Raw genomic sequence first — 21,340 nt, 5'->3', positions numbered from 1 at the left:
GTCATTCACTTTGAGCTTATTTTATGCGCTTTGCTTTTGCAGGTTGCGATAGAAATCTGAGCATCTTTGAGGCACTGGTTGCTGCATCGTGGCAACCAGTCAAAATTTTCTCTGTTCCTGAACAAGAAGGCATTGCTTATCACGGCGCTTTGCTCGCTTGTGCTAATGATCATCACATCTCATTGCAACTCGATCCCTTGCGCCCACATGATTTGCTGGCGCTGGAAGCGCTTGCTTGCGATATTTTGGTCGTTGGTAGTTACAACTATAAAATTCCTGACTGGAATGAGCATTTGCCGTATGCAATCAATTTTCATCCATCGCCATTGCCAATAGGACGAGGCCCATATCCTTTAGTAAATGCGATTTTGCACGAACATCGCCACTGGGCGGTCACTTGTCATCGGATCGACGCCACCTATGATACAGGGGCAATTCTTGCAGCCCAGACATTTGCAATCGATCAATTTGATACGCATGAAAGTTTGAATATTAAAATTCAAATCGCTGCTGCCCAACTAGCGGCACAGATTGGTCAGAAATTCGGTGCTTTATGGGACGCAGCTAGCATACAGTCAGAGGGCGATTATTGGCCCTTGTTTTCAGCGGCTGATCGCACCATCGATTTCGCTACTTCTGTGCATCAGATACGCTTGCAATTACAGGCTTTTGGCAAGCTTGAATGCTGTGCGAGAGTCAATCATCAGGAAGCCCGCGTGAAAAGCGGCTATGCGTGGTTTGAGCCGCATAATTTAGCGATTGGTCAGGTGGCGCATGAATATGCGTCTAACATTGTGATTGCATGCAAAGACGGCTTTGTTGTTTTCAACGATTGGCAATTTGTTCAAGACTAGTCATCGATTCCCGTCGTTCAATTATGTTCTGTTATCTGGCATCAAAACATGATTAAGCAATTGTGGGAGCGTGTGTCAAAACTTCCATACATGCCGATCCAAAAAGTTACATACCAAACAGTTTAATGTCGCATCATATTGTAAATGCTAACGACATCACGTACACAAAGACAGTGTCGAACTCAGCAGAAAACGGATCCACAGAATCAGCGTTTTAAGAACGAGAAAATCATGCGCTTTGCATTTGCCGGTTGTGACAGAAACCTTAAATTGTTCGAAATGCTGATGCAGGCCGGATGGCAACCGGTGAAACTTTTTTCTGTTCCTGAAATAAATCATTTAAGTAGTAACAAAGCGATAGTGGCTTTGGCGCAATTAAACAAAATTCCTATTCAGTTATCTCGCGTTAATGAGCAGGAACTAACGGCGCTAAAGGATCTGGGTTGCGATGTGCTGGTAGTTGGGAGCTATAACTGGCGCATTCCAGATTGGCGTTCTAGTTTTCCGTTTGCGATTAACTTCCATCCAGCCCCACTCCCGCTTGGACGTGGACCTTATCCTCAGATTAAAGCGATTTTAGATAAGCATCAGCGATGGGCGGTGACTTGTCACAAAATAGAACACGAGTTTGATACAGGTGCGATTCTTGATAGCGAAAATTTTGCTCTCGACGAGTACGATACACACGAAAGCTTGAGTATCAAATTGCAGATGGCAGAAGCTCGTCTTGGTTTGCGCGTGGCATTAAACTTTATCAATTTGTGGCAAAGTGCAAAACCGCAGACCGAAGGTGAATACTGGCCACTGTTTAAAGATGAAGACAGAACCTTAGATTTTTATCAGTCTGCTTATGTCATCAAAAAGCAATTGCGAGCCTTTGGTCTTTTGGAGTGCATTGCCTACGTCAATCAGAAACGACTTTTTATCAAAACGGGTTATGCCTGGCAAGAGCCGCCCACCCATCAACCGGGACAAGTTGTGCAGACGAATGGATTAACGGTGGTTGTCGCTTGCCAGGATGGCTATGTTGCTCTTACCGATTGGTATCTGGGATAGTTAATTGATATTCTCAGGCCTGATTTAATTTTCTGAGCAGGGTATTTTTTCGCCATTGTCGCAAGCGGTATATATTTTGTCCAAAAGTGCGTCGTAGAAAATTATTTCTCACACAATGATATTCCACATAATTGATCACCTCAGGACCCCAGCGGGTCTTTGAAACGTCTTCTCCAACAGACAAATTAATGCGTTGAATTTTTTGTGTTATCGCCCATTGAATGGTTTCTGCAACCAATGTGGTCATCACGCTGTATTTGCTATAAGTGAGATCATAGCCTGAGTAGTATAAATACAACTCATCGTTCATTTTAAAGCCCAAGCGCATAGCGACAGGTTCGCCATTTAATTCCAGGCTAAACATGATACAACGACGGGAAAACTCAGAATCAAGAAGTGCGAGGATAAAATCCTTGTGTTGAGCTTTTGCAAAATAGTCAGGATGTGACACATCAGCATCCGCAGAAGCGCGCGCAGTGTGCAAGGCAAAAAACTTTGTGATGTTTAGCTTCAGATTTTCTGAACCTTCGATCAGCTTTAATTCTGGATGTAACTGATCACGTTTTAATGAATTGTAGCAGTGCCTGAGTGATTCTTTGATATTACGCTTGAGCTTCGCTTTAAATGTGTGCCAATCGTCGTTCAGGTGGAGAACGAAATTAGGAATAGTACGACTACTTAAAGGATGTATTTCTTGATTATGCGTCAAAAAATGTTCAGCATGCGCCTGCGTATGAATCAATTGAAACTCCGCCAGGCCAACTATTTCTTGCCTCGACATAGTCTCCCAAAATCGCAAAATGCTATCTTTGTATGCTGGCAATGCAAGAGGTAATCTCAGTTCGGTTAAATTGGGATCAGCACCGAACGGACGGACATAACGATAAACATGAAACCGGTAAAAACCTATGTGGGTATTGCATAATGGCATTACCGCAACCAGTTTTTCATTGTCATACATCGCACAAATAGCTAGTTCATCGCGGTGAAACAAAGAAGTGTCTGAGAAAAAACGCCACCACAGGCGATTCCAGTCGAATGTCTGAAACGGCAGCAAATCAGGAATTTCAGCTTCAAGCGTGCGCCAATCTGACGCGAGCGCATCGAATCCAGTTTCAGTCGTGATGATGGAATGTCTTAATGTCATGTGGAACCAGGCAAGCTGAAGCAAAAAAATTCAAATTCTCTACGTCAACTGAAATCGCAAAGCTACATTATTTTTCTTATGAGAAATATTATTATCTTGCAAAGTGGACTACTTGAGTAGCGTTATTATACTTTGTTACAACTTGCTAAGTTATTGATTATTTTGGTAAATTCCTTTAATTTTTAAAAATTGGTATTTATTCATATCGCAAACAACGATACAGAATGCAAGGCAACATGAATTTTATAGTCGCCATTTATTGCTGTGTCTTAAGATTTTTTTATACCAACTGTCAGGTTTCACGTTTTACTAACAAAGTTGGTAACATCTCCGATTCAACATTTTCTCCTTGAATCAGCGACAGAATTTTTTTCGCCAGCAGAACACCGCCATCGTGTAGGTATTGATGCACACTGGTCAGTGGAGGGACAAAACTAGCCGCACTAGGAATGTCGTCATAGCCAACCACTGAAACCTGTTTAGGAATATCTAAGCCGTGTTCAGTTAAAGCACGGATTGCTCCCATCGCCAGTAAATCACTCGCAGCAAAAATGCCATCGAACGGAAAATTTGGTGCTTGTAATTGTTGAAGTAAGCAATCGTAACCAGCTTCAAAAGTAAACGCAGTTGGTTGCATCTTCTCAACTTGCCAACCAGATTGCGCAACAATATGTTCAAACCCTAAATAACGCTGTTCGATTTCAGCGTGGTTAATATCGCCAAGAAAAAGAAATTTCTTGCGACCATCTGCAAGAAAATATTCAGCAACACTGGCACCGCCAGCATAATTATCACTACCGACGACGATACAAGAAAAATCCTTGTGTGGCGCACCCCAGACCAATAGCGGCAAACCACATTTCTGTATTTCTTTCAGCGCCTCACCATGCGAACCCTGACCAAGCAGAATAATTCCATCCGCACCTTGTACCGGTGACGTATTAATCAGTTGTTTGGACGTCAGTACCGCACTGTACCCGGCAGAAGTCAACTCTTGCGTGATTCCGCCTAATAATTCCAAAGGATAAGAGCCCGACATAGGACGATCTTTAGCAGGCGTCATTTCAACTACAACCGCGATCGAATAACTGCTACGCAGGCGCAAATTGCGGGCACTTAAGTTCAGACGATAGCCTTGTGCTTCAGCAATTTGTTGAATTTTTTCACGGGTTTTTTCCGTAACTAAGGGGCTATTTCGCAAGGCGCGAGAAACGGTGATCGACGAGACCCCGGCGAGCGCCGCTAAATCTTCCATCGTGCGGTTGGTGTCGGTTTTTTTTGTGGTCTTCGGCTGATTTGGCATTCCGGTTCTTTCAGTATTGCGGGGCGATCTGTGGGGTAATGGCAGTGGTGTTGATTATGGCAGATTAATTGATTTTAAACCAAGAGGACTTACGTAAAACCGCCCCAACTGCGTTATGACTCCTTGCCGTACTAAAGTACTGTTTGCGTTGTCATGCCTTGCTGGGACGATTTTACGTAAGCCCTCTATCCGGAAATATAAAACCGCCCTAACTGCGTTATGACGCCTTGCCGTACTGGAGTACTGTCTGTGTTGTCATGCCTTGCTGATCGCAGCTTATTCATTGCGTAGGGAGGGGGCAACCCGTTCTCGTTCCGACACGTTGCGATGCCGTTTGGGAAGGGAAACGTCCATTTTATTGCTATTCTGCATTTGGCAGAAAGTTAGCATGTGGTGACGAGTTTGGCTTTACATTATGCGCAGAAAGGGCAACGATTGAGTTGCCCCATCAACACTTTTAAGTGCATTAAGGAAGATCGATTTAAAATTGAATAACTATGTTGTGTTGAATTAGCGTGCTTCACTCAGTTCTAATCTTGCCCCCATCTCGACTACACGGTTAGGCGGAATGTGGTAGCGTGAAGTGGCATCATTTTCGTTTTTTCGAAACCATATAAATATATTCAATATCAGCCGACGAAGTAAGTTGCCGCTACCCTCATTGATGACCAGCGTCTCATGACCGAGATAGAACGACGTAGTCATCTCATCAAAAAAATGGTGTCCTGTTTTTAGCTCTGCGAGTTCCAACATGCGTGGGACATTTGGTTCTTCCATATAACCATGCCGGGCTACGATGCGGATGAAACCAAGTTGTAATTCATCAATCACCAATCGTTCATTATCATCAACTCGTGGAGTTTCATCGGTTTTTAAAGTCAATATAATCGTTTTTTCGTGCAAAACCTGATTGTGTTTCAGGTGGTGGAATAATACGGTTGGTACGTTGACTATTTGTTCAGTCAAAAATACGGCTGTTCCTTTGACTTGATATGGAGGTGATATCGCAAGGCTTTCAACCAGACTTTCAAGGCTGATACCTGAGTTGTCACGCAAAGAATACAGTACCGAGCTACCTCTGAACCAGCTATAGGTAATCAGTAAAACACCAGTACCGATGAGGACTGATAACCAACCACCTTCCATAAATTTCAAGCTATTTGCACCAACGAACGCGAGGTCGATGGTAAAGAAGACACCGGCAACGGCGGCAATTTTCCAGTTGGACCATTTCCAGCGGCTTTTTGCGAGAGCTGCGAATAAAATCGTAGTGATTGCCATCGTCGTCGATACGGCAAGTCCGAAGGCCGCCGCTAATTGCGCGGAGGAGGGGAACATCAACACTACGGCAATCGTACCCAGCATTAATACCCAATTCAATCCTGGCAAGTAAATTTGACCAACGGTACTGTCAGAAGTGTGCACGGTTTTAACGCGTGGTGAAAGTCCCAGATGACTTGCCTGACTGGTTAAAGAAAATACTGCAGTTATTAAGGCCTGTGCTGCTACGATGGTAGCTAATGTCGCCAGAATCACCATAGGATATAAACCCCAATCTGGTACTAGTGAATAGAATGGGCGACTGGCTGCGGCTGGCTGACGCAACAGCAAAGCGCCCTGACCCAGATAATTGAGTGCCAATGCGGGCAAGGCGACTGCGTACCATGCAAGACGAATTGGTTTGCGGCCAAAATGCCCCATATCGGCGTACAGCGCTTCTCCACCAGTTAAACAAAGTACCACCGCGCCAAGAGCGATAAAGCCTTTACCGCCGTTCTCTTTGAAGAAGATTGCGCCATAAATAGGATTGAACGCTTTCAATATTGCGGGTGTTTCAAATATTGAGACGATCCCCATGGCACCAATAACGATAAACCAGACTAGCAGAATTGGACCGAACGCCACACCCACCTTGCCTGATCCGTATGGTTGAATTGCGAATAAGCCAATCAGAATGACAATCGTCAGTGGAACTATATAAGGATGGAAAGCGGGCGTCGCGACTTCTACCCCTTCAATCGCACTCAAGACTGATATCGCAGGCGTAATCACTCCGTCACCATATAGCATCGCCATGCCAACCAGCGCTAATAAAATCCATATGGTTTTTTTCTTTGACTTACCGGTCGTGCTATTGCCAACCAATAAGGCCATGAGCGCCAGAATACCGCCTTCTCCGCGATTGTCAGCACGCATTAATACAAACACGTATTTTAGACTGACCATCAATATTAATGACCACAAAAAGAGCGATACGATGCCGGTGACATTAGCTACGTTTGGCAATACCGCTGCGCTTCCTTCAAACGCTGCCTGTAACGCATAGAGTGGGCTCGTACCAAGATCACCAAAAACAATGCCGATGGCAGCCATGGCGACAACAACGGTAGATTTAAAAGAAGTGCTTTTGGTGGGATTTTGGTTCATGTTTAAGCTTCACTTCCGCAGGCGTTGAGAAAAAAGAATAAAGTGAAAAGTGAATCGCGTTGGAGGTACTATGCATTTGAGTAGTTTTCCCCCACAAATACTAAATGATTAAGTAGTGCCGTGCAAATTTGATGGCAGTGAAGTTGATGTGCATCGTTGTTTCCATGATCTGCGAAGAGTTTAGAAATATTTGAGGCTGAATTTTGTTCAACACGGTTTAACACCTCTATATAAAATCATTGATATTGGTGCCACATGGACAGAATGTCGCGATCAGGCTATGGATAAGTTGCATAGTATTCCTGTCAGACTTTGCTATCTCCTATATTCGCCACGGAAAAATAATCGTTTCTTCATCACTAATGCTGATTGATGTGACAGATTTCGTGATTGCGGAATACGATTTGATACAAGTCTTTCGCTATGCTGTCGAGACTTTTACCCTTTCCATAAAAGAGTAATTGAATTGAGATATGTTGCGTTATGGATTTGAGATATAACTGCGTATTTTTAGCTAAATCGTTAGCGTCGGTGGTATCGTCAGTAGTATTGGAATTAACGACAATAACCAGCGTATGCTTTTTTGAGGATGAATTTTCTTCTTTTATTTGCTGTCTTAAATTCTCTAAATTTTCTTGACTCAGATAAGAAGCGTCGGTATTCAGAATTGTCATATCGCTGATTTCGCTCAACGGCTTAGCGACCTGATGATGCAGAGGAGAGGTTACAAATACATCGTTGTAATAGGGTCGTACCCGTTCCAGCTCTTTAAGTAAATGTCCAGATACTACGTTGTACGGCGTCGGATAATGTTTTACTTCGTAGATATTCCACACGGGTTTTTTCTGTGAAACAAAAAGAACATTACGACCTGCATTGGCACGCTGCAGACTCAAGGTTTTGCTTAGCTCAGAGGCATAAAGATAAGAGAGTTCGCCGGGACTGGCAATGATATTGACCAGCATCAGATTCTCCATAGAAAAAGAATGATATTCACAAACAGGATTTTCTCTTTTTGATTCATGCAAGCTGATTTTTATTCATCTTAATTAAGCTGAGAAAATCAAGAAATATACAGATGTAATCCTCGCAGAATTTTTTCAATCGCAATTGCACATAGCAGTAATCCCAGGGTTTTTTGTATGCTTAATATCAGCATTAAAAATGTGTTGCATTGGCCCCATTTATTCGAAAATTGCTCGAAGATGACAATCCCCGCTGCCATAGAACAGAAGCTCATTAGGTAATCATTCAGACCGCTGTTTTGCGACATACATAACAAAACTAAGACTGCAACGCCGCTCATCATGCCGGTGTTTTCTACTATTCTGGTGATTTGTTGTTGTCGAATATTTTCTTTAATGTGAGGTGTGAAATTGGTCTTTATGGCGAGTAAAAACAGCAAGATGCCGGCACCAATTTGTAGGCTGGCCTGGTTGGTTTTGTCCCAGACAGCTAACGACGAAATGACGTACGCACAGATCAAACCAATTAACAGGATCGATAATAAAAATAAACGGTTTTGGTCACCGGAAGTTCTTGTCGGTTCTAACTCAGAGGCCTTGTTAGTTTTTAGCTTGAAATTTTTCACTGTGGATGAAGAGATCAATACAAAAAGTAACACGACGAAGGACGTGATGGAAATCATGGATATACCATCACGCTTCTGCCAGAACTGACACGCAAAGTAGCGCGAGCGTCAGCTAACATTGATTGATCTATTTGCCCGTTGTCATTGGTGATAGTAACGATCATGATCTGCGCCGCTTAGTGGATTAATGCAGGGTGATACGCATAGGAGACTTTTGGTGGTGTTATTTCTGGCTTTTTGATTGCCATAAATACTTCTAATTCTCTGGCCAGAAACTGCTTTCCAACTTTTGACATGGGAGTCATGGGCAGGCGGCATTCTTCTTGAAGATAGCCTAACAATGAGAGAGCAGCTTTGATAGGCACAGGATTCGGTTCGCAAAACAACAGCCGTATCATTGGCAGCATTTGATTAAACAGCAGCACGGCGGCGGAGGTTTCTCCGGCAATGATCAAATGTCGTAGATACGAAAATAAATCTGGACGTAAATGTGCGGCAGCGGAGATCGCGCCATGACCACCTATCGACAAAAAGTCAAACAGGCTGACATCATCACCGCATAAGACTTGTAATTTCGTTTGTTTGATCAGACGCGCCGTTTGTTCCAGTTTGCCGTTGCACTCTTTGATCGCCAGGATTTGCTCATGCTGTCCATATTGCGATAGAGCTTTCACTGTTTCAAACTCAATATTGACGCCCGTTCTGGATGGAACGTTATAGATGATGATAGGCAGCTTTGTTGCTGCGCACATCGCTTCAAAATGCAAACGTATGCCTTCCTGTGAAGGTTTTACATAGGCTGGAGCAGAAATCAGGTAAGCAGCTGGGGGTTGTCCAAAATTTTCTAATTTGGTGAGTTTTTCCGCAGTACTGCGAGTATCGCTACCTTGAATTCCCATAGCGAGAGGGAACGTCGAAGGGACGACCTCTTGTATGGCTGCCAGGATTTGGGCTTTTTCGCCTTCGTCTAACATCGCGGCTTCTCCTGTGGTGCCACAGACGACGATACCGTTGACACCGGATTTGTACAAATCTCCCGCAAGCTTTTGTATCGCGTTAAGATCAACTTCTTGTCGACGGAACGGTGTCACGATTGGCACCCAGATGCCTTCAAATATACTCATGCTGCTACCTTTGTTACCAAATAAGTTTCTAATTTTTTTATGAAATCAGTGACGTAATGCTGTATTCAATGGTGTCATACGACCGAATTCTGCATTGGGTAAGGTACTAACAATTGCATGAATGATTTCGTCGGCAATTGGCTTGGATAAACATAGCCAGACTTTAAGGCGGCTCGCATGTTCAATTGCTTGCATGCGCATAAAGGTTACTTGTTCACCACAAGTGTTGAGAATTAAATGCCTGAATTGACTGGCGCTGTCGCTGTCTATTGTGATGCGCATCATGAAATCCTGTTGTATCGTGTGACGTTTGACGCGATAGGCCACTGCTGTGACATTAGGTGCTGCGACATTAGGCCCTACGACATTAGACTTATTGTTATTCCTGAAATTTGGTGTACTGTTGACGGCATTACTTTGACTATTGCCATAGCTATTCCATGGAAAGCGCGCTTGCTGTGAAGCTGATTTTGTATGATTCATGTTGTGCTCAGTGATTATTGGCGACCTGTTAAAGATAGCCCTATGTACGTAAAGAATCTCTAAAATGCTGATGATGCCCTGTAAAAGTGGCGTAAAAATGGAGACTAATTTTGATTTAAGCTTATAGGTGGGAGGCAAGGAGTTCAAATGAAACGATTTACTATTGCATAACCATGGATTGCATTAATGGCTAGCGGCCTGATTTCTTTACCTGGGTCAGACTTAAATCTTCTTTATGGTTTGCTTTGTTGGTGACATACAGATCAAGACAGAGATTGAGTACAAGCAGATTCACCTGATACTCACGACGACTTGCATCAGCAGGCATTTGGCTTTGTCGCACCAGCTCATTCAACGCAGAAGGTTCAATATGCCGCAAGCGTGCAATTTTTGCGACTTGGGCTAACGCCTCATTCAGAGAGATATTCAGCGGATTTACATTACGCTGATTGATGCTTTTTGTGTTGGCTATCGCAGTGGCGTAGGGAACTATCAAATCTGCTTGAGAATCTTTCTCGATCTCAGAAAAGTACATTCCTGGCAATGCTGGCAATTGATGTTTGAGTGCAGTTTTTTTTCTGCTTACGATATCCGCGCTACAGATCATCAGCAAAAATATCCCAGCTAAACTAAAGCCAGCGACGAGTGAACGCAAGGTGCTCATGGATATTTTTGCACGATTATGTCAGTGCCGCGGTGGCACAAAATAACAACGTACCTTAGCTGAGATTTGTTGCCAGGTAAGCGATCAATACCACTGCGATGACTTCGACCAAAAGATAGACCTTAAGGGTTTTTAATTTCTGCGCGTTCTCAAAGCGCTCTCTGGCACTGAGCATTGAACGGTCATCATGATATTTAAGTTGTGAGAGACGCATAATTTACCTGTTAAGTAAAATGAATATGGCCTCTATCGTAATAAGTATGAACTCAAGATGTTGCTAATTTTTGGCGCGAATTTATATAGATTTTATCAAGAAGCCTCAATTTATTTCACCAGATAATTTGGCCAGAAAAATGCCCACCATAAAGTTTTCAGTGCGCCAATCACATCGATACGTTTTCTGTCTGGTGCAGGAAAAGGAATCCGTTTTGTGACCATGACTATCAATCCAATATTGAGCCAGCCGATCATCATTAATTCGGTTTGAGATTCATACATAAAATCAACCAGCATCGGTAAAAATAAAACGATACCGTAAGCAATGGCCATACCGCACAAGTGATACATTGTCGGTTGAAGTTTCATATGGATAACGAGAAAAAATAATTGACTGACTGTCAGAACAAATATGGCATATTGTTGGCATAAGTCACTAATTGACTGACACAATCTAAGTATACAAAAGTACGTACAAAGAATTTACAAAAAAATAGCCGATGTCTGTAAAGAAGCTATCAAGAGACTGTTCATCTCAAAGTTGTCGATCAAAATTTTTTCTTTGATTCTGTATGAATGGTCCGGAGAGTGCGATCTGCCTGCTTTGGGGAAATAACCCAGGCATTCACAGAAAAATTGGCCGATATTTGTATTTGCTGCTCCGCCTTGCGTCGATGAAAATCATCTTTTATCTATGCAAGAATCCGGAGTTCTTCGCTTGGTATTCAAGGGTGAATGAAACAAAGAAATTGCTGACCAATTGCGGATTTCTGATTCCATCGTCTAAGTTTACCGGCGCTGTAATATCAAAACAAGGAGGTTCGTAGTTTAGCTGAATTAATATTGATTACTACGCAACTAAGAATTTTTGGTGTTGAAAATAATCCTATCGTTTATCAAGGATCCGCTAACGAACGCGAATGAGGTTAGTAGCAAAGAATGGAGTTTTTACGTAGGACGTGTTGAATCAAAGCGATAGAACGCGGTGGCATTACCCGAGCGAAACCTCAATTTTAAATTGAAGTTTGATATATTTTGATATTCAATCTCATCGATAGCTTAAGCATGATTTAATCGTAGGACTAGTTGATTATGTTGTCGAAGCTGAACGTGAATTTGTTATTGATAGTTTCTATTCAGTTCCTGTGAGCCCAATAATGCTCAATCTTTATGCTATCAAATACTTCAGAAGAAAATTTATTGCCGAGGTTCACCATTGCGGTTCACAGAAATGGTCGCTCCTGGCGCATGGCGTGTTTGCATATGGTGTTCATAACCACCAAAATCGTAGGTAACGTCCCATGAATCGGGTTCTTGATTTGGTACCGTCCGACAACGCTGAACGTTTTTTGAATAGCTTTCTCCAGAGTTAGACCCAACGTTGGAACCAAGAACTGCGCCCGCAACGGCGCCGCCTGCAGTGGCGATATCACGACCGGTTCCGCCGCCTATCTGATGGCCAAGCACGCCGCCGAGGATGCCTCCAACGATTGCGCCACCGACATTGTTATGGGAAGGTTCATTAACCTGTTGACGTTCGGTCCAGCAGCGCTGTTCTGCAGCACTGTACACTGCATGTACTGAGGTAACTTGCGCCTGAAAAATATCTTCATCTGGACGACGGCGATATTCATATGCAGGTCCTGTTTGCTGTGGCACCTCATTGTCGTAGTGATCGCTATGATTGACGGGCCTTACTGAGGATATCCGGTCATTCATACCCATAGCACTTAGTGAGGGATAATTCCCCTTTTGGAGAATCATGCATTTGCCTCCAAAACCAGCGTTATCGCATATTTCCCAACGGCCATTCTCGACAATGATAGACGAGGCTTTATCATTGAAACCATACCGATTCAAATCGCCAATTTCACGTGAAGTTGAAAAAGCACGTCCGCGCCATTCGTTATTTTCATAAAGCGTGATTTGTGCCATCGCTTGTGCTGACAAAGTCAGGGTCGCGGTCATAAAGGCCGTTTTGAAAAGCAGGTTCATTGTCTTCTCCAAAGCATGTTTTATTCATGACGGAACAAATTGTAGAACGTAAAATTATTGGTTAGTGCTCCCAGAGATTCCGGGTATCGATCATCGCCGCTTAAGTTGGATACATGCTCAAAGAAGGAACAAAAAGCTGGCGAAAAATGTCGCTGTGCAGTGCCATTTTTTACCTAAATTTCGGCTACTGCACTGCGTTTTTTTTAGCCTATGCGACTATTGTCCGTATTTTGTTTTAGCAGAATCTATGCAAGTATTTTTGCTTGCGCCAGATAGTGTATCGCACTTCTCTACTGCGACTTTGTAATTAGCTGTTTGCTTATCATCGCGTGCGTCAGTGCGCGCGTCGATCACTTTTTTATCAGCGGTTGCGTCGGCTTTGGCAGCCGTCATGGTCGCCTTGGCTTGCTTAATACATACGTCTTTTTGATTGCCACCTTGGTTTTCGCATTTAGCTTTATCTACATCATAGTTAGCATTTGCAATGTCTTTGCGGGCATTGCTTCGTTCACTTACAGTACCTTTGTACACCGCTTTAGCATTGGCTTCGATTTGAATGCGTGCAGCCTTAGCTTCCGCAACACAAACATCTTTTGCATTTCCCGCCATTCCGTCGCATCGCGCATTGGCAATTTTATAGTCTGCAGCGGCGCTATTTTTGGCAGCATCATAGGTTGTTTGGGCTTCGGCCGTCGCCGCGATTACTGGCGCAGCGAAGGCAATTGAGCCTCCTACCAATAACAATGTGATTGCGATTTTCATTTTAAATCCTTTAATTGTGAGGAGTAGCATTTTTTAGCCTGTTTCGAACCGTCGGCAAAGCGCGTCTTGTAATTCGAACCGCATGCAATTACTTTTACATGTTGTTCAGCATTGGTTCTGTTCGGCAAAGCACATAGCTAATTTCAATGATTACTTCTCAAAAAGCGTCCATCTTGCTGCCAAATTATTTCATGTTGACTTTGCTTGTGATGAATATGCTTGACTGCCATCAGCAGAGACCATGGGGATAAGTTAGTTATCTTTATTGCGCTTTCTTTATATAAATTAATTTAAATGTAACTATTAAAACGGTATTTTTTTTTGATTTAATTTGAATTGACATCGATAACATTTTTTGTTTCAATGAACGTAATTTCAATTACAGAGACAATTACCGTGTCATTACCTGTCGATTCTCATCACACGTTTGCGCTTGATTCCTGGAAAATTTCCGAAGGAAGTTACGATGTTAAAAATAACTATTTGTTGGAGAGTTTATTTGCGCAGGGCAATGGCACGATAGGGTTGCGTGGGACGCATGAAGAGTCATATTGCGGTCCGGCGGGTAGTTCACAAGAGGGCAATTATCTCAATGGCTTTTATGAGTCGGAGCCAATTACTTATCCCGAAAATGCGTTCGGATTGGCAAGAAATAACCACTTTATGCTTAACCTGCCGAATGGCAAAGGGTTGGAGTTGTGGCTGGCGGATGAGGTGTTTAATCTGGCGAATGGACGAATTCTTAGTTATCAGCGTGAGCTGGATTTTAAAACAGGAATATTGACGCGCATCGTACGTTGGGAGTCGCCCAAAGGGCGTCAAATTGAGGTGCAATCTGAACGCCTCGTGAGTTTTGTTGAGCGCCATTTGTACGCGATACGCTATCGTGTAACGGCACTCAATTTCAATGCGACATTACGTCTTGTATCGACACTTGACGCCAATGTACAAAATTTAGCAGCCGGGGACGATCCGCGCGTTGGTTCTAAAATCAGCACACCGCCATTAAAGATCCAGCGGTATCAAAATACGCCAACGATGCAGGCAATGGAGCATAAAACGACCCATAGCGAATTTCACCTCGTGAGCGCCATTGCTCATGCCAGCGAGGATTGGACAGCAGAAGAAACCACCGGCAGCGCCGAGCAGCAGGTGCTAGAACGCTACTTCAGTGCACAGATTGAACAAGGCCGCTGTCTGTCCTTATGCAAATTTGGTAGCTATTTCTCATCTCGTGATTATCCTGCAAACGGTTTGATGGAACGCAGTGCTGAATATCTTGAGCAGGCCTGCCAGCGAGGGTTTGATTATCTGGCAACGCAACAAGCGGCATATTTGGATGCGTTCTGGCAGAAAGCAAATGTGGAAATTGCAGGCGACCCAGCGCTTCAGCAGGGGATACGCTTTAATCAATTTCATTTGCTGCAATCAGTTGGGCGTGATGGCCAGACGAATATCGCTGCCAAGGGGTTGAGTGGTGAGGGGTATGAGGGACATTACTTCTGGGATACCGAAATTTACATCCTGCCTTTTTTCTTATACAGCAAGCCAGAAATAGCCAGAAAACTTCTCGAATATCGATATCGCGGTCTAGCTCACGCGCGTCAGCGAGCGCGAGAAATGGGACATCAACAAGGTGCACTCTACCCATGGAGGACCATTGGTGGCGAAGAATGCTCGGCGTATTTTCCTGCAGGCTCGGCGCAGTACCATATCAACGCAGATATTGCCTATGCGGTCAAACAGTATCTTGAGGCCACTGGCGATAATGATTTTATCGTCAACGGCGCTGCCGAAATGGTTTGGGAAACAGCGCGTATCTGGTTAGATCTGGGACATTATCCGACAAGCCGACCTGAGGTTTTTTGCATCAACGAAGTAACCGGCCCCGACGAGTACACAGCGCTAGTGAATAATAATTACTACACCAATGCGATGGCAAAAGCGCACTTAGAGTTTGCCTTGAGTCTGGTAGAACAATTACAGCAAAAATCTGCGGCTGACTACTCGCGGATTAAGAAACATATCGGCTTGCAAGATGAAGAAATCATCGCGTGGCGTAAAGCCGCGCAAAGCATGTACTTGCCGTATGACGAAGCGTTAAAAATTCATGCGCAAGATGATAGCTTTCTGAGTAAAAAAATATGGAATTTTTCAGATACAACGGATGATAAATATCCGCTCTTATTACATTTCCATCCCCTCGTTATTTATCGCCATCAGGTTTGTAAGCAGGCTGATTTATTATTGGCTATGCTATTGCTGACCGATCAGTTCACGCTACCTGAAAAGCGTCGTAATTTTGAGTATTACGAAAAAATCACGACGCATGATTCATCACTCTCTAGCTGCATTTTTAGCATTATCGCAGCAGAAATTGGTGAACATGAAAAAGCTTATTCCTACTTTATGGAAACGGCGCGCCTCGATCTTGATGACACACATAACAATACTAAACATGGTATCCACACAGCTGCAATGGCAGGAACCTGGATGTGTATCGCTTATGGCTTTGGCGGTATGCGGATGATCAACGGAGAACTGCATTTTTCACCCAATTTACCTCAGCAGTGGCAGCACTATCAATTTCAAATTAACTTTAAGCGTGCCACATTAAACATCCGGATAGATAAAGAGGGCACCGAATATCGCCTGGTTGATGGTGATGAAATACATTTTCATCACGGTGAACAAAGTATGCACCTCAATCCGGAACAGCGATGTGTTTTTATTTTGAAATAGACATAGAAAGATGAGTATGAGGATGAATAAGCAAGCAATTGAAGCCGTTATTTTTGATTTAGATGGTGTGCTCGCGGATACGGCGCACTTCCACTTTTTAGCATGGCGAGAATTGGCGCAAACACAGGGGATTGATTTTGATGAAACCTTTAATGAGTGCTTGAAAGGTGTCGATAGAATGGCATCGTTGGAATTGATATTGCGTCAGTCATCTCGCAACTACACGCATGAAGAAAAGCAAGTGTTGGCGAACAAAAAAAACCAGCATTATCAGCAACTCACTGCCACAATGACTCCTGCCGATCTTTTACCAGGAGCGCGCGAAGCATTAGAAGCAGTGCGTTCTGCTGGCTTGAAAACAGGTCTTGCATCAGTCAGCAAAAATGCTTTTTTTATTCTGGAAAGATTAGAAATACGTGATTGCTTTGACGATGTCGTTGATGCTGCTTTATTGACCCATACCAAGCCGCATCCAGAAATTTTTTTAACAGCAGCAAATCATCTTGGCATCGATCCAAGCGCATGCATCGGTGTTGAAGATTCATTGGCGGGAATTACATCGATTAAGGCTGCGGGTATGTTTGCACTTGGTATTGGTTCTGCAAATGTGTTGACAGACGCAGATCTGGTTATTCCAGATTTGCGACATTTTTTGCTAAACGACTATGCCGTCAATTAGCGATTTAAAGTTTCGATCATGCATACGAAGAGATGCAAGCGAATGTAAGACCTAACAATGCATAAAAATATATAACATCAGAGACAAGAGCTAACAAATGAAAAATTCACGTATTGGCATCGCCCTATTCCTGATTTATTTTCTCTTCGCCATGCTACTGAACAGCGTCGGCACCGTCATTTTGCAAGTGATCAATAGTTTTGATGTCAGTAAATCAGATGCCAGTATTTTGGAGGCATTTAAAGATTTATCAATTGCTGCTGCATCGTTTCTCGGTGCCGCTTTTTTACCACGCCTTGGCTATAAAAAATCGATACTGATCGCACTGGGATTGATGTTTTTTGCGTGTATTGCCATGCCTTTGTGGCCAGGCTTTATGTGTACGCGTTTGTTTTTTATGTGTTGTGGTATTTCATTTTCTTTGATCAAGGTATCGATTTATTCCACGATTGGCCTCATTACCAAGGGGGCACAGGAGCACGCGCAGTTCATGAATATGCTTGAAGGAATATTCATGCTTGGCGTACTTAGCGGCTATTGGGTATTTTCTTATTTCATTGATTCTGCGGATATGACATCGCGTCATTGGCTGCAAGTGTATTGGGTATTGGCCTGCTTATGCGCTGCGGCGTTTGCGTTGCTCGCAACAACGCCGCTTGATGAAAGTGCGGCGCGTCCGGATGGCAGGATAGCGGGTACCTCTGAATCAAAAGGCTTCTCGCTGATGTGGATACTGACTAGAAAATCCCTCGTATATTTATTTCTGATTGCAGCTTTTTTATCGGTCCTGGTGGAGCAAGGTATTACCTCCTGGTTGCCAACGTTTAATAACGAAATTATGAAATTGCCACTCAGCTTGTCGGTACAAATGACAAGTATTCTTGCCGCATCGAGTGCGATCGGTCGCATGGGATTTAGTTTATTACTCAAAAAAGTGCATTGGTTAACGATGTTGAGTGCTTGCCTGTGTCTTATGGCAGGATTGATATTCCTGACCTTGCCATTGACGCATGCATTGCATACGGAAGCGGTGACTGGATGGGGAAATGCACCTTTAGCCGCGTTCATATTTCCATTGATTGGTATATTTATGGCGCCGATATATCCGGTCATTAATTCTTTGATTTTGAGTGCTCTGCCGACCTATCAACATGCGGCAATGACAGGACTCATTGTCATTTTCTCGGCACTTGGCGGAACGACGGGATCATTGATTACAGGATTAGTGTTTGCCCATTTTAGCGGACAAACGGCGTTCTATCTGACGCTGATCCCGCTTGGTATTATGGTTCCTTCATTGTTCCTTTTCAGAAGGGCGTTAGACGCTCAATCAGAAGTCGAGCAGGTCAGTCTTGGCACGGCATAGCAAAAAAACTAGCACCGTCAGTTGACTAAGTGCTCGCTAAAGTTGATTTAGCCGCACTGTTGCAGTGGTTTCAGAGTTTGTATTTCAGAAAATTTTCAGTAAAAAGCAACATCAATTTAAATCAAATGTTATCGATAACACTTAATGATTGACATCGATAACATTGACTGTTTCAATATGCTTATCCGCCACTGTTTGATCAAAAAATTGATCAGGTTACAAAAAAAGATCGTGACCAAAAAGTGATGAGTAAAAAGAGTGCACAAACAATTTAACGCAACAAAATAGAAGTCGTCCCAGGGCGAATTTCTCAGTTTCACCAAGGTTCAGAATAGAACCACCTTTTTAAAAATTATCGGAGACACCTTATGCAAGTTCATCGTCCATTTTTACTTTCCAGTATCACTTTGGCCGTGCTTAGCCTGATTAATCAGGCGAGTGCGGCGGATGCCACACCAAATTCCAGCGAAGTCAGCAGCACTCTCGTTGCACCAGAAAATAAGCCTGCCGAAGCGCAACAAGTCGTTGTCACTGGTAGCGCCTTGGGGCGCGGTTTGCGCAAGGTCGACGCGCCTTATTCCATCACCACTGCGACAGAAGAACAGATGAGAGAAGCTGCGCCCCTCTCCACCGCAGACTTATTTAAAATCGTTCCGGGCGTGTATGCAGAAACCTCTGGTGGTCAAACCGGCCCTAACATTGAGGTCGCAGGTTTTCCAGGTGGCGGCGACGCCAATTATGTGACCATACAATTGAATGGCGCACCGATTTTTCCTGCTCCTACCTTGTCCTTCATGGATAACTCCTCGATGTTCCGTCTTGATGACACCATCGATCATATGGAAGCCTTAGTCAGTGGGCCAAATACCGTACTGTCGAACGGACAGCCAGGCGCAACGATGAACTTTATTCTCAAGACAGGAGAAGGCGGCGATGAAGGTTTGCTCCGTACCACGTTTGGGACGGGAAATGCACGACGCTACGATGCCTATTATGGCGGCAAAATTTCGGATGGCTGGTTTGCGACGATCGGCGGTTTTTATCGCACAGATAACGGCGTTCGTGATAGCCAGTTTCCTACCAATGATGGTTACCAACTCACTGGCACGCTGACCCGATTATTAGATGATGGCAAAGTGACCTTATATGCAAGAACCTTGAAAGATAAGAATTTATTTTTCACAGCCATTCCGGTCAGCGCTTCAGCGGCGGGCGTACCCACTGGTGCCTTTCCCGGGTTTGATCCTTTAACCGGATCCTTGTACGGCAACGAAACACGCTTCTTCACCATACAAACTGCTCCCGGTCAGACGCAAAACATTGATATGGCAAACGGACGTGGTGCTGATGTGCATACGTTTGGCATTGACTTCAATCAAAAAATTCATGATTGGGAAGTCAGTAACAAATTGAATTACGTCAGCGGCGATATGCAAACCAATGCGTTTTTCACTGGTAGTGTTCCGCAGACGATGAGTAGTTACCTCAATGCCGCCCTGACTAAAGCGAACGGTAATAGCGCAACTGTGATAGCCGGTGGCCTGGCAACTGGCGGTACCGCTACCTACACAGATGGCAGCGGTGCCGTAGATCCTAACCAGCAAGTGCTCAATGCAGGTGCGTGGTACGTCGATAAGCAAATCAGATCGACAACCGATGAACTCAAATTTAGCAAAGAATTGATGAAAGATCATACCTTTACGTTTGGTACTTTCCTGGCTGATTATTCTTCACAAGATTTGTGGTATCTCGGCAATAGCGTGTTGATGACAGCGACATCCAATCCTAAGCCTATCAACGTCATTTTGAATAATGGTGCGGTGATTTCAAATAATGGTATCGATGGTCCGGTCTCGTATGCGCAGCATGATAGCTACAACGGGCAAAAAACGGCTTTTTTTATAGCGGATCAATGGAAGCTGAATCCTCAACTGACACTGGACGCAGGTCTGCGCTATGAGACCCAAAGAGTGAATGCAACCTTAGGAAATATCACATCCGGAAATATCGATAGCAACCCACTGCATCTTTATAACCAAGGCACAAGTATACTTACGGGTACTTATCAGTCCGTCACTCAGACCGACCATGCGACCTCCCTGACACTTGGTGGCGGCTATAAACTGACACCGAATGTGAATCTGTATGCACGCGTCAATTCAGGTCATTTAATGCCACAGTTTGACGATATTCGTGGCGATGCAGGAACATCTGCCACAGCACCGGTGCAGGATATCAAGACCTATGAAGTTGGGATTAAGGCAGTCAATTCTGAATTTTCTCTCTATGCCTCAGTGTTCCATAAAGACTTTACGGGGATTCAACAAAGCCAGATTTTGACGAATGGCTCTACGGTCTGGTACAACTATGGATCACAGACTAATGGTGCCTTATTTGAAGGTGCATGGCGACCTTTCACTAATTTTCAGTTGGCATTTTCGGGTGACTATGAAGATGGAAAATATACCGGCTTTCAAGGCATCGATAGCTCTACCGGCACAAGCAATAACGGCAATCAACTGCAACGTCAGCCAAAATTCCAGTCACGTTTGACACCGAGCTACCGTGTTCCAACTTCCTGGGGTTCTATTAAGATGTACGGCACCTACAGCTACATTGGAAAACGCTATTCGGATATTCAGAATCAGCAAGTTTTACCCTCTTACAATACGCTGGATGCTGGCATTCTTGCTGTCGTCGGCGACAAGCTTGAGTTCCGTTTAACTGGTACCAATCTCAACAATACCTTAGGTTTGACGGAGGGCGATTCCCGTGTGTTGGGCGCTGGTTCCGGTGTGATTATGGCGCGCCCCATTTTTGGTCGTGCGTTTGAGGCATCGGTTACTTATCGCTTTTAATTTGAATTAATCATCGAGTACTCACCCTTTTCCCGGATCAACGCGCCCCTGTTGATCCGGGTTTTTTTTATAT

General features: G+C 43.9%; 18 protein-coding genes. 6 read left to right on the top strand and 12 right to left on the bottom strand.

Annotation, left to right across the window (positions count from 1 at the left end; genetic code table 11):
* The first annotated feature begins 23 nt into the window (after positions 1-23).
* Together H8K32_RS03660 and H8K32_RS03655 are read left to right on the top strand one after the other, a co-directional pair.
* On the top strand, positions 24-854 hold the full coding sequence (locus H8K32_RS03660) for a formyltransferase family protein (protein ID WP_186911121.1): 831 nt from the start codon (positions 24-26) through the stop codon (positions 852-854).
* Between the two features lie 231 nt (positions 855-1,085).
* Positions 1,086-1,910, top strand: coding sequence for a methionyl-tRNA formyltransferase (locus H8K32_RS03655; protein ID WP_186911120.1), 825 nt, complete (start codon positions 1,086-1,088; stop codon positions 1,908-1,910).
* Positions 1,911-1,923: 13 nt separating this feature from the next.
* On the opposite strand, the gene H8K32_RS03650 is transcribed toward H8K32_RS03655, so the two are convergent.
* From H8K32_RS03650 to H8K32_RS03595, 12 genes are all read right to left on the bottom strand, one after another.
* On the bottom strand, positions 1,924-3,057 hold the full coding sequence (locus H8K32_RS03650; RefSeq protein WP_186911119.1) for a GNAT family N-acetyltransferase: 1,134 nt from the start codon (positions 3,055-3,057) through the stop codon (positions 1,924-1,926).
* A 292-nt stretch (positions 3,058-3,349) separates the two neighbouring features.
* Positions 3,350-4,360: a LacI family DNA-binding transcriptional regulator gene (locus H8K32_RS03645; RefSeq protein ID WP_246447097.1), complete on the bottom strand. Its 1,011-nt coding sequence runs from the start codon at positions 4,358-4,360 to the stop codon at positions 3,350-3,352.
* Positions 4,361-4,870: 510 nt separating this feature from the next.
* Positions 4,871-6,787, bottom strand: a complete 1,917-nt coding sequence (locus H8K32_RS03640) for a potassium transporter Kup (protein ID WP_186911118.1) — start codon at positions 6,785-6,787, stop codon at positions 4,871-4,873.
* Between the two features lie 359 nt (positions 6,788-7,146).
* The gene (locus H8K32_RS03635; protein ID WP_186911117.1) at positions 7,147-7,752 is read right to left on the bottom strand and encodes a hypothetical protein; all 606 of its coding nucleotides are present in this window, start codon (positions 7,750-7,752) and stop codon (positions 7,147-7,149) included.
* Positions 7,753-7,850: 98 nt separating this feature from the next.
* On the bottom strand, positions 7,851-8,435 hold the full coding sequence (locus H8K32_RS03630; RefSeq protein WP_186911116.1) for a hypothetical protein: 585 nt from the start codon (positions 8,433-8,435) through the stop codon (positions 7,851-7,853).
* Positions 8,436-8,554: 119 nt separating this feature from the next.
* Positions 8,555-9,502 (bottom strand): 4-hydroxy-tetrahydrodipicolinate synthase, encoded by a 948-nt coding sequence (gene dapA, locus H8K32_RS03625; protein WP_186911115.1) that lies wholly within the window; start codon positions 9,500-9,502, stop codon positions 8,555-8,557.
* A 45-nt stretch (positions 9,503-9,547) separates the two neighbouring features.
* A complete protein-coding gene (locus H8K32_RS03620) occupies positions 9,548-9,985 on the bottom strand; it encodes a hypothetical protein (protein ID WP_186911114.1) in 438 nt (145 codons plus the stop codon).
* A 190-nt stretch (positions 9,986-10,175) separates the two neighbouring features.
* The gene (locus H8K32_RS03615) at positions 10,176-10,649 is read right to left on the bottom strand and encodes a potassium-transporting ATPase subunit C (protein ID WP_186911113.1); all 474 of its coding nucleotides are present in this window, start codon (positions 10,647-10,649) and stop codon (positions 10,176-10,178) included.
* Between the two features lie 55 nt (positions 10,650-10,704).
* On the bottom strand, positions 10,705-10,863 hold the full coding sequence (locus H8K32_RS03610) for a hypothetical protein (protein ID WP_186911112.1): 159 nt from the start codon (positions 10,861-10,863) through the stop codon (positions 10,705-10,707).
* Between the two features lie 110 nt (positions 10,864-10,973).
* Positions 10,974-11,234 (bottom strand): hypothetical protein, encoded by a 261-nt coding sequence (locus H8K32_RS03605; protein WP_186911111.1) that lies wholly within the window; start codon positions 11,232-11,234, stop codon positions 10,974-10,976.
* Between the two features lie 828 nt (positions 11,235-12,062).
* Positions 12,063-12,860, bottom strand: a complete 798-nt coding sequence (locus H8K32_RS20545) for a beta/gamma crystallin-related protein (protein ID WP_281388354.1) — start codon at positions 12,858-12,860, stop codon at positions 12,063-12,065.
* A gap of 216 nt (positions 12,861-13,076) precedes the next feature.
* Complete coding sequence (locus H8K32_RS03595) at positions 13,077-13,622, bottom strand: hypothetical protein (RefSeq protein WP_186911110.1); 546 nt, start codon at positions 13,620-13,622, stop codon at positions 13,077-13,079.
* 396 nt (positions 13,623-14,018) lie between these two features.
* Here H8K32_RS03595 and H8K32_RS03590 point away from each other — a divergent pair, with 396 nt between their 5' ends.
* The 4 genes from H8K32_RS03590 (at position 14,019) to H8K32_RS03575 (ending at position 21,267) form a co-directional block, all read left to right on the top strand.
* On the top strand, positions 14,019-16,364 hold the full coding sequence (locus H8K32_RS03590; RefSeq protein ID WP_343067922.1) for a glycoside hydrolase family 65 protein: 2,346 nt from the start codon (positions 14,019-14,021) through the stop codon (positions 16,362-16,364).
* A 22-nt stretch (positions 16,365-16,386) separates the two neighbouring features.
* Positions 16,387-17,043 (top strand): beta-phosphoglucomutase, encoded by a 657-nt coding sequence (gene pgmB, locus H8K32_RS03585; protein WP_186911108.1) that lies wholly within the window; start codon positions 16,387-16,389, stop codon positions 17,041-17,043.
* A 97-nt stretch (positions 17,044-17,140) separates the two neighbouring features.
* The gene (locus H8K32_RS03580; protein ID WP_186911107.1) at positions 17,141-18,409 is read left to right on the top strand and encodes an MFS transporter; all 1,269 of its coding nucleotides are present in this window, start codon (positions 17,141-17,143) and stop codon (positions 18,407-18,409) included.
* A 368-nt stretch (positions 18,410-18,777) separates the two neighbouring features.
* Positions 18,778-21,267, top strand: coding sequence for a TonB-dependent receptor domain-containing protein (locus tag H8K32_RS03575; RefSeq protein ID WP_186911106.1), 2,490 nt, complete (start codon positions 18,778-18,780; stop codon positions 21,265-21,267).
* Positions 21,268-21,340: the final 73 nt, after the last annotated feature.

The organism is Cognatundibacterium jejuense (assembly GCF_014284255.1).
GTDB lineage: Bacteria > Pseudomonadota > Gammaproteobacteria > Burkholderiales > Burkholderiaceae_D > Undibacterium > Undibacterium jejuense.
The sequence above is the reverse complement of the archived record's forward strand: the minus strand, read 5'-3'. Positions and strand labels throughout refer to the sequence as shown.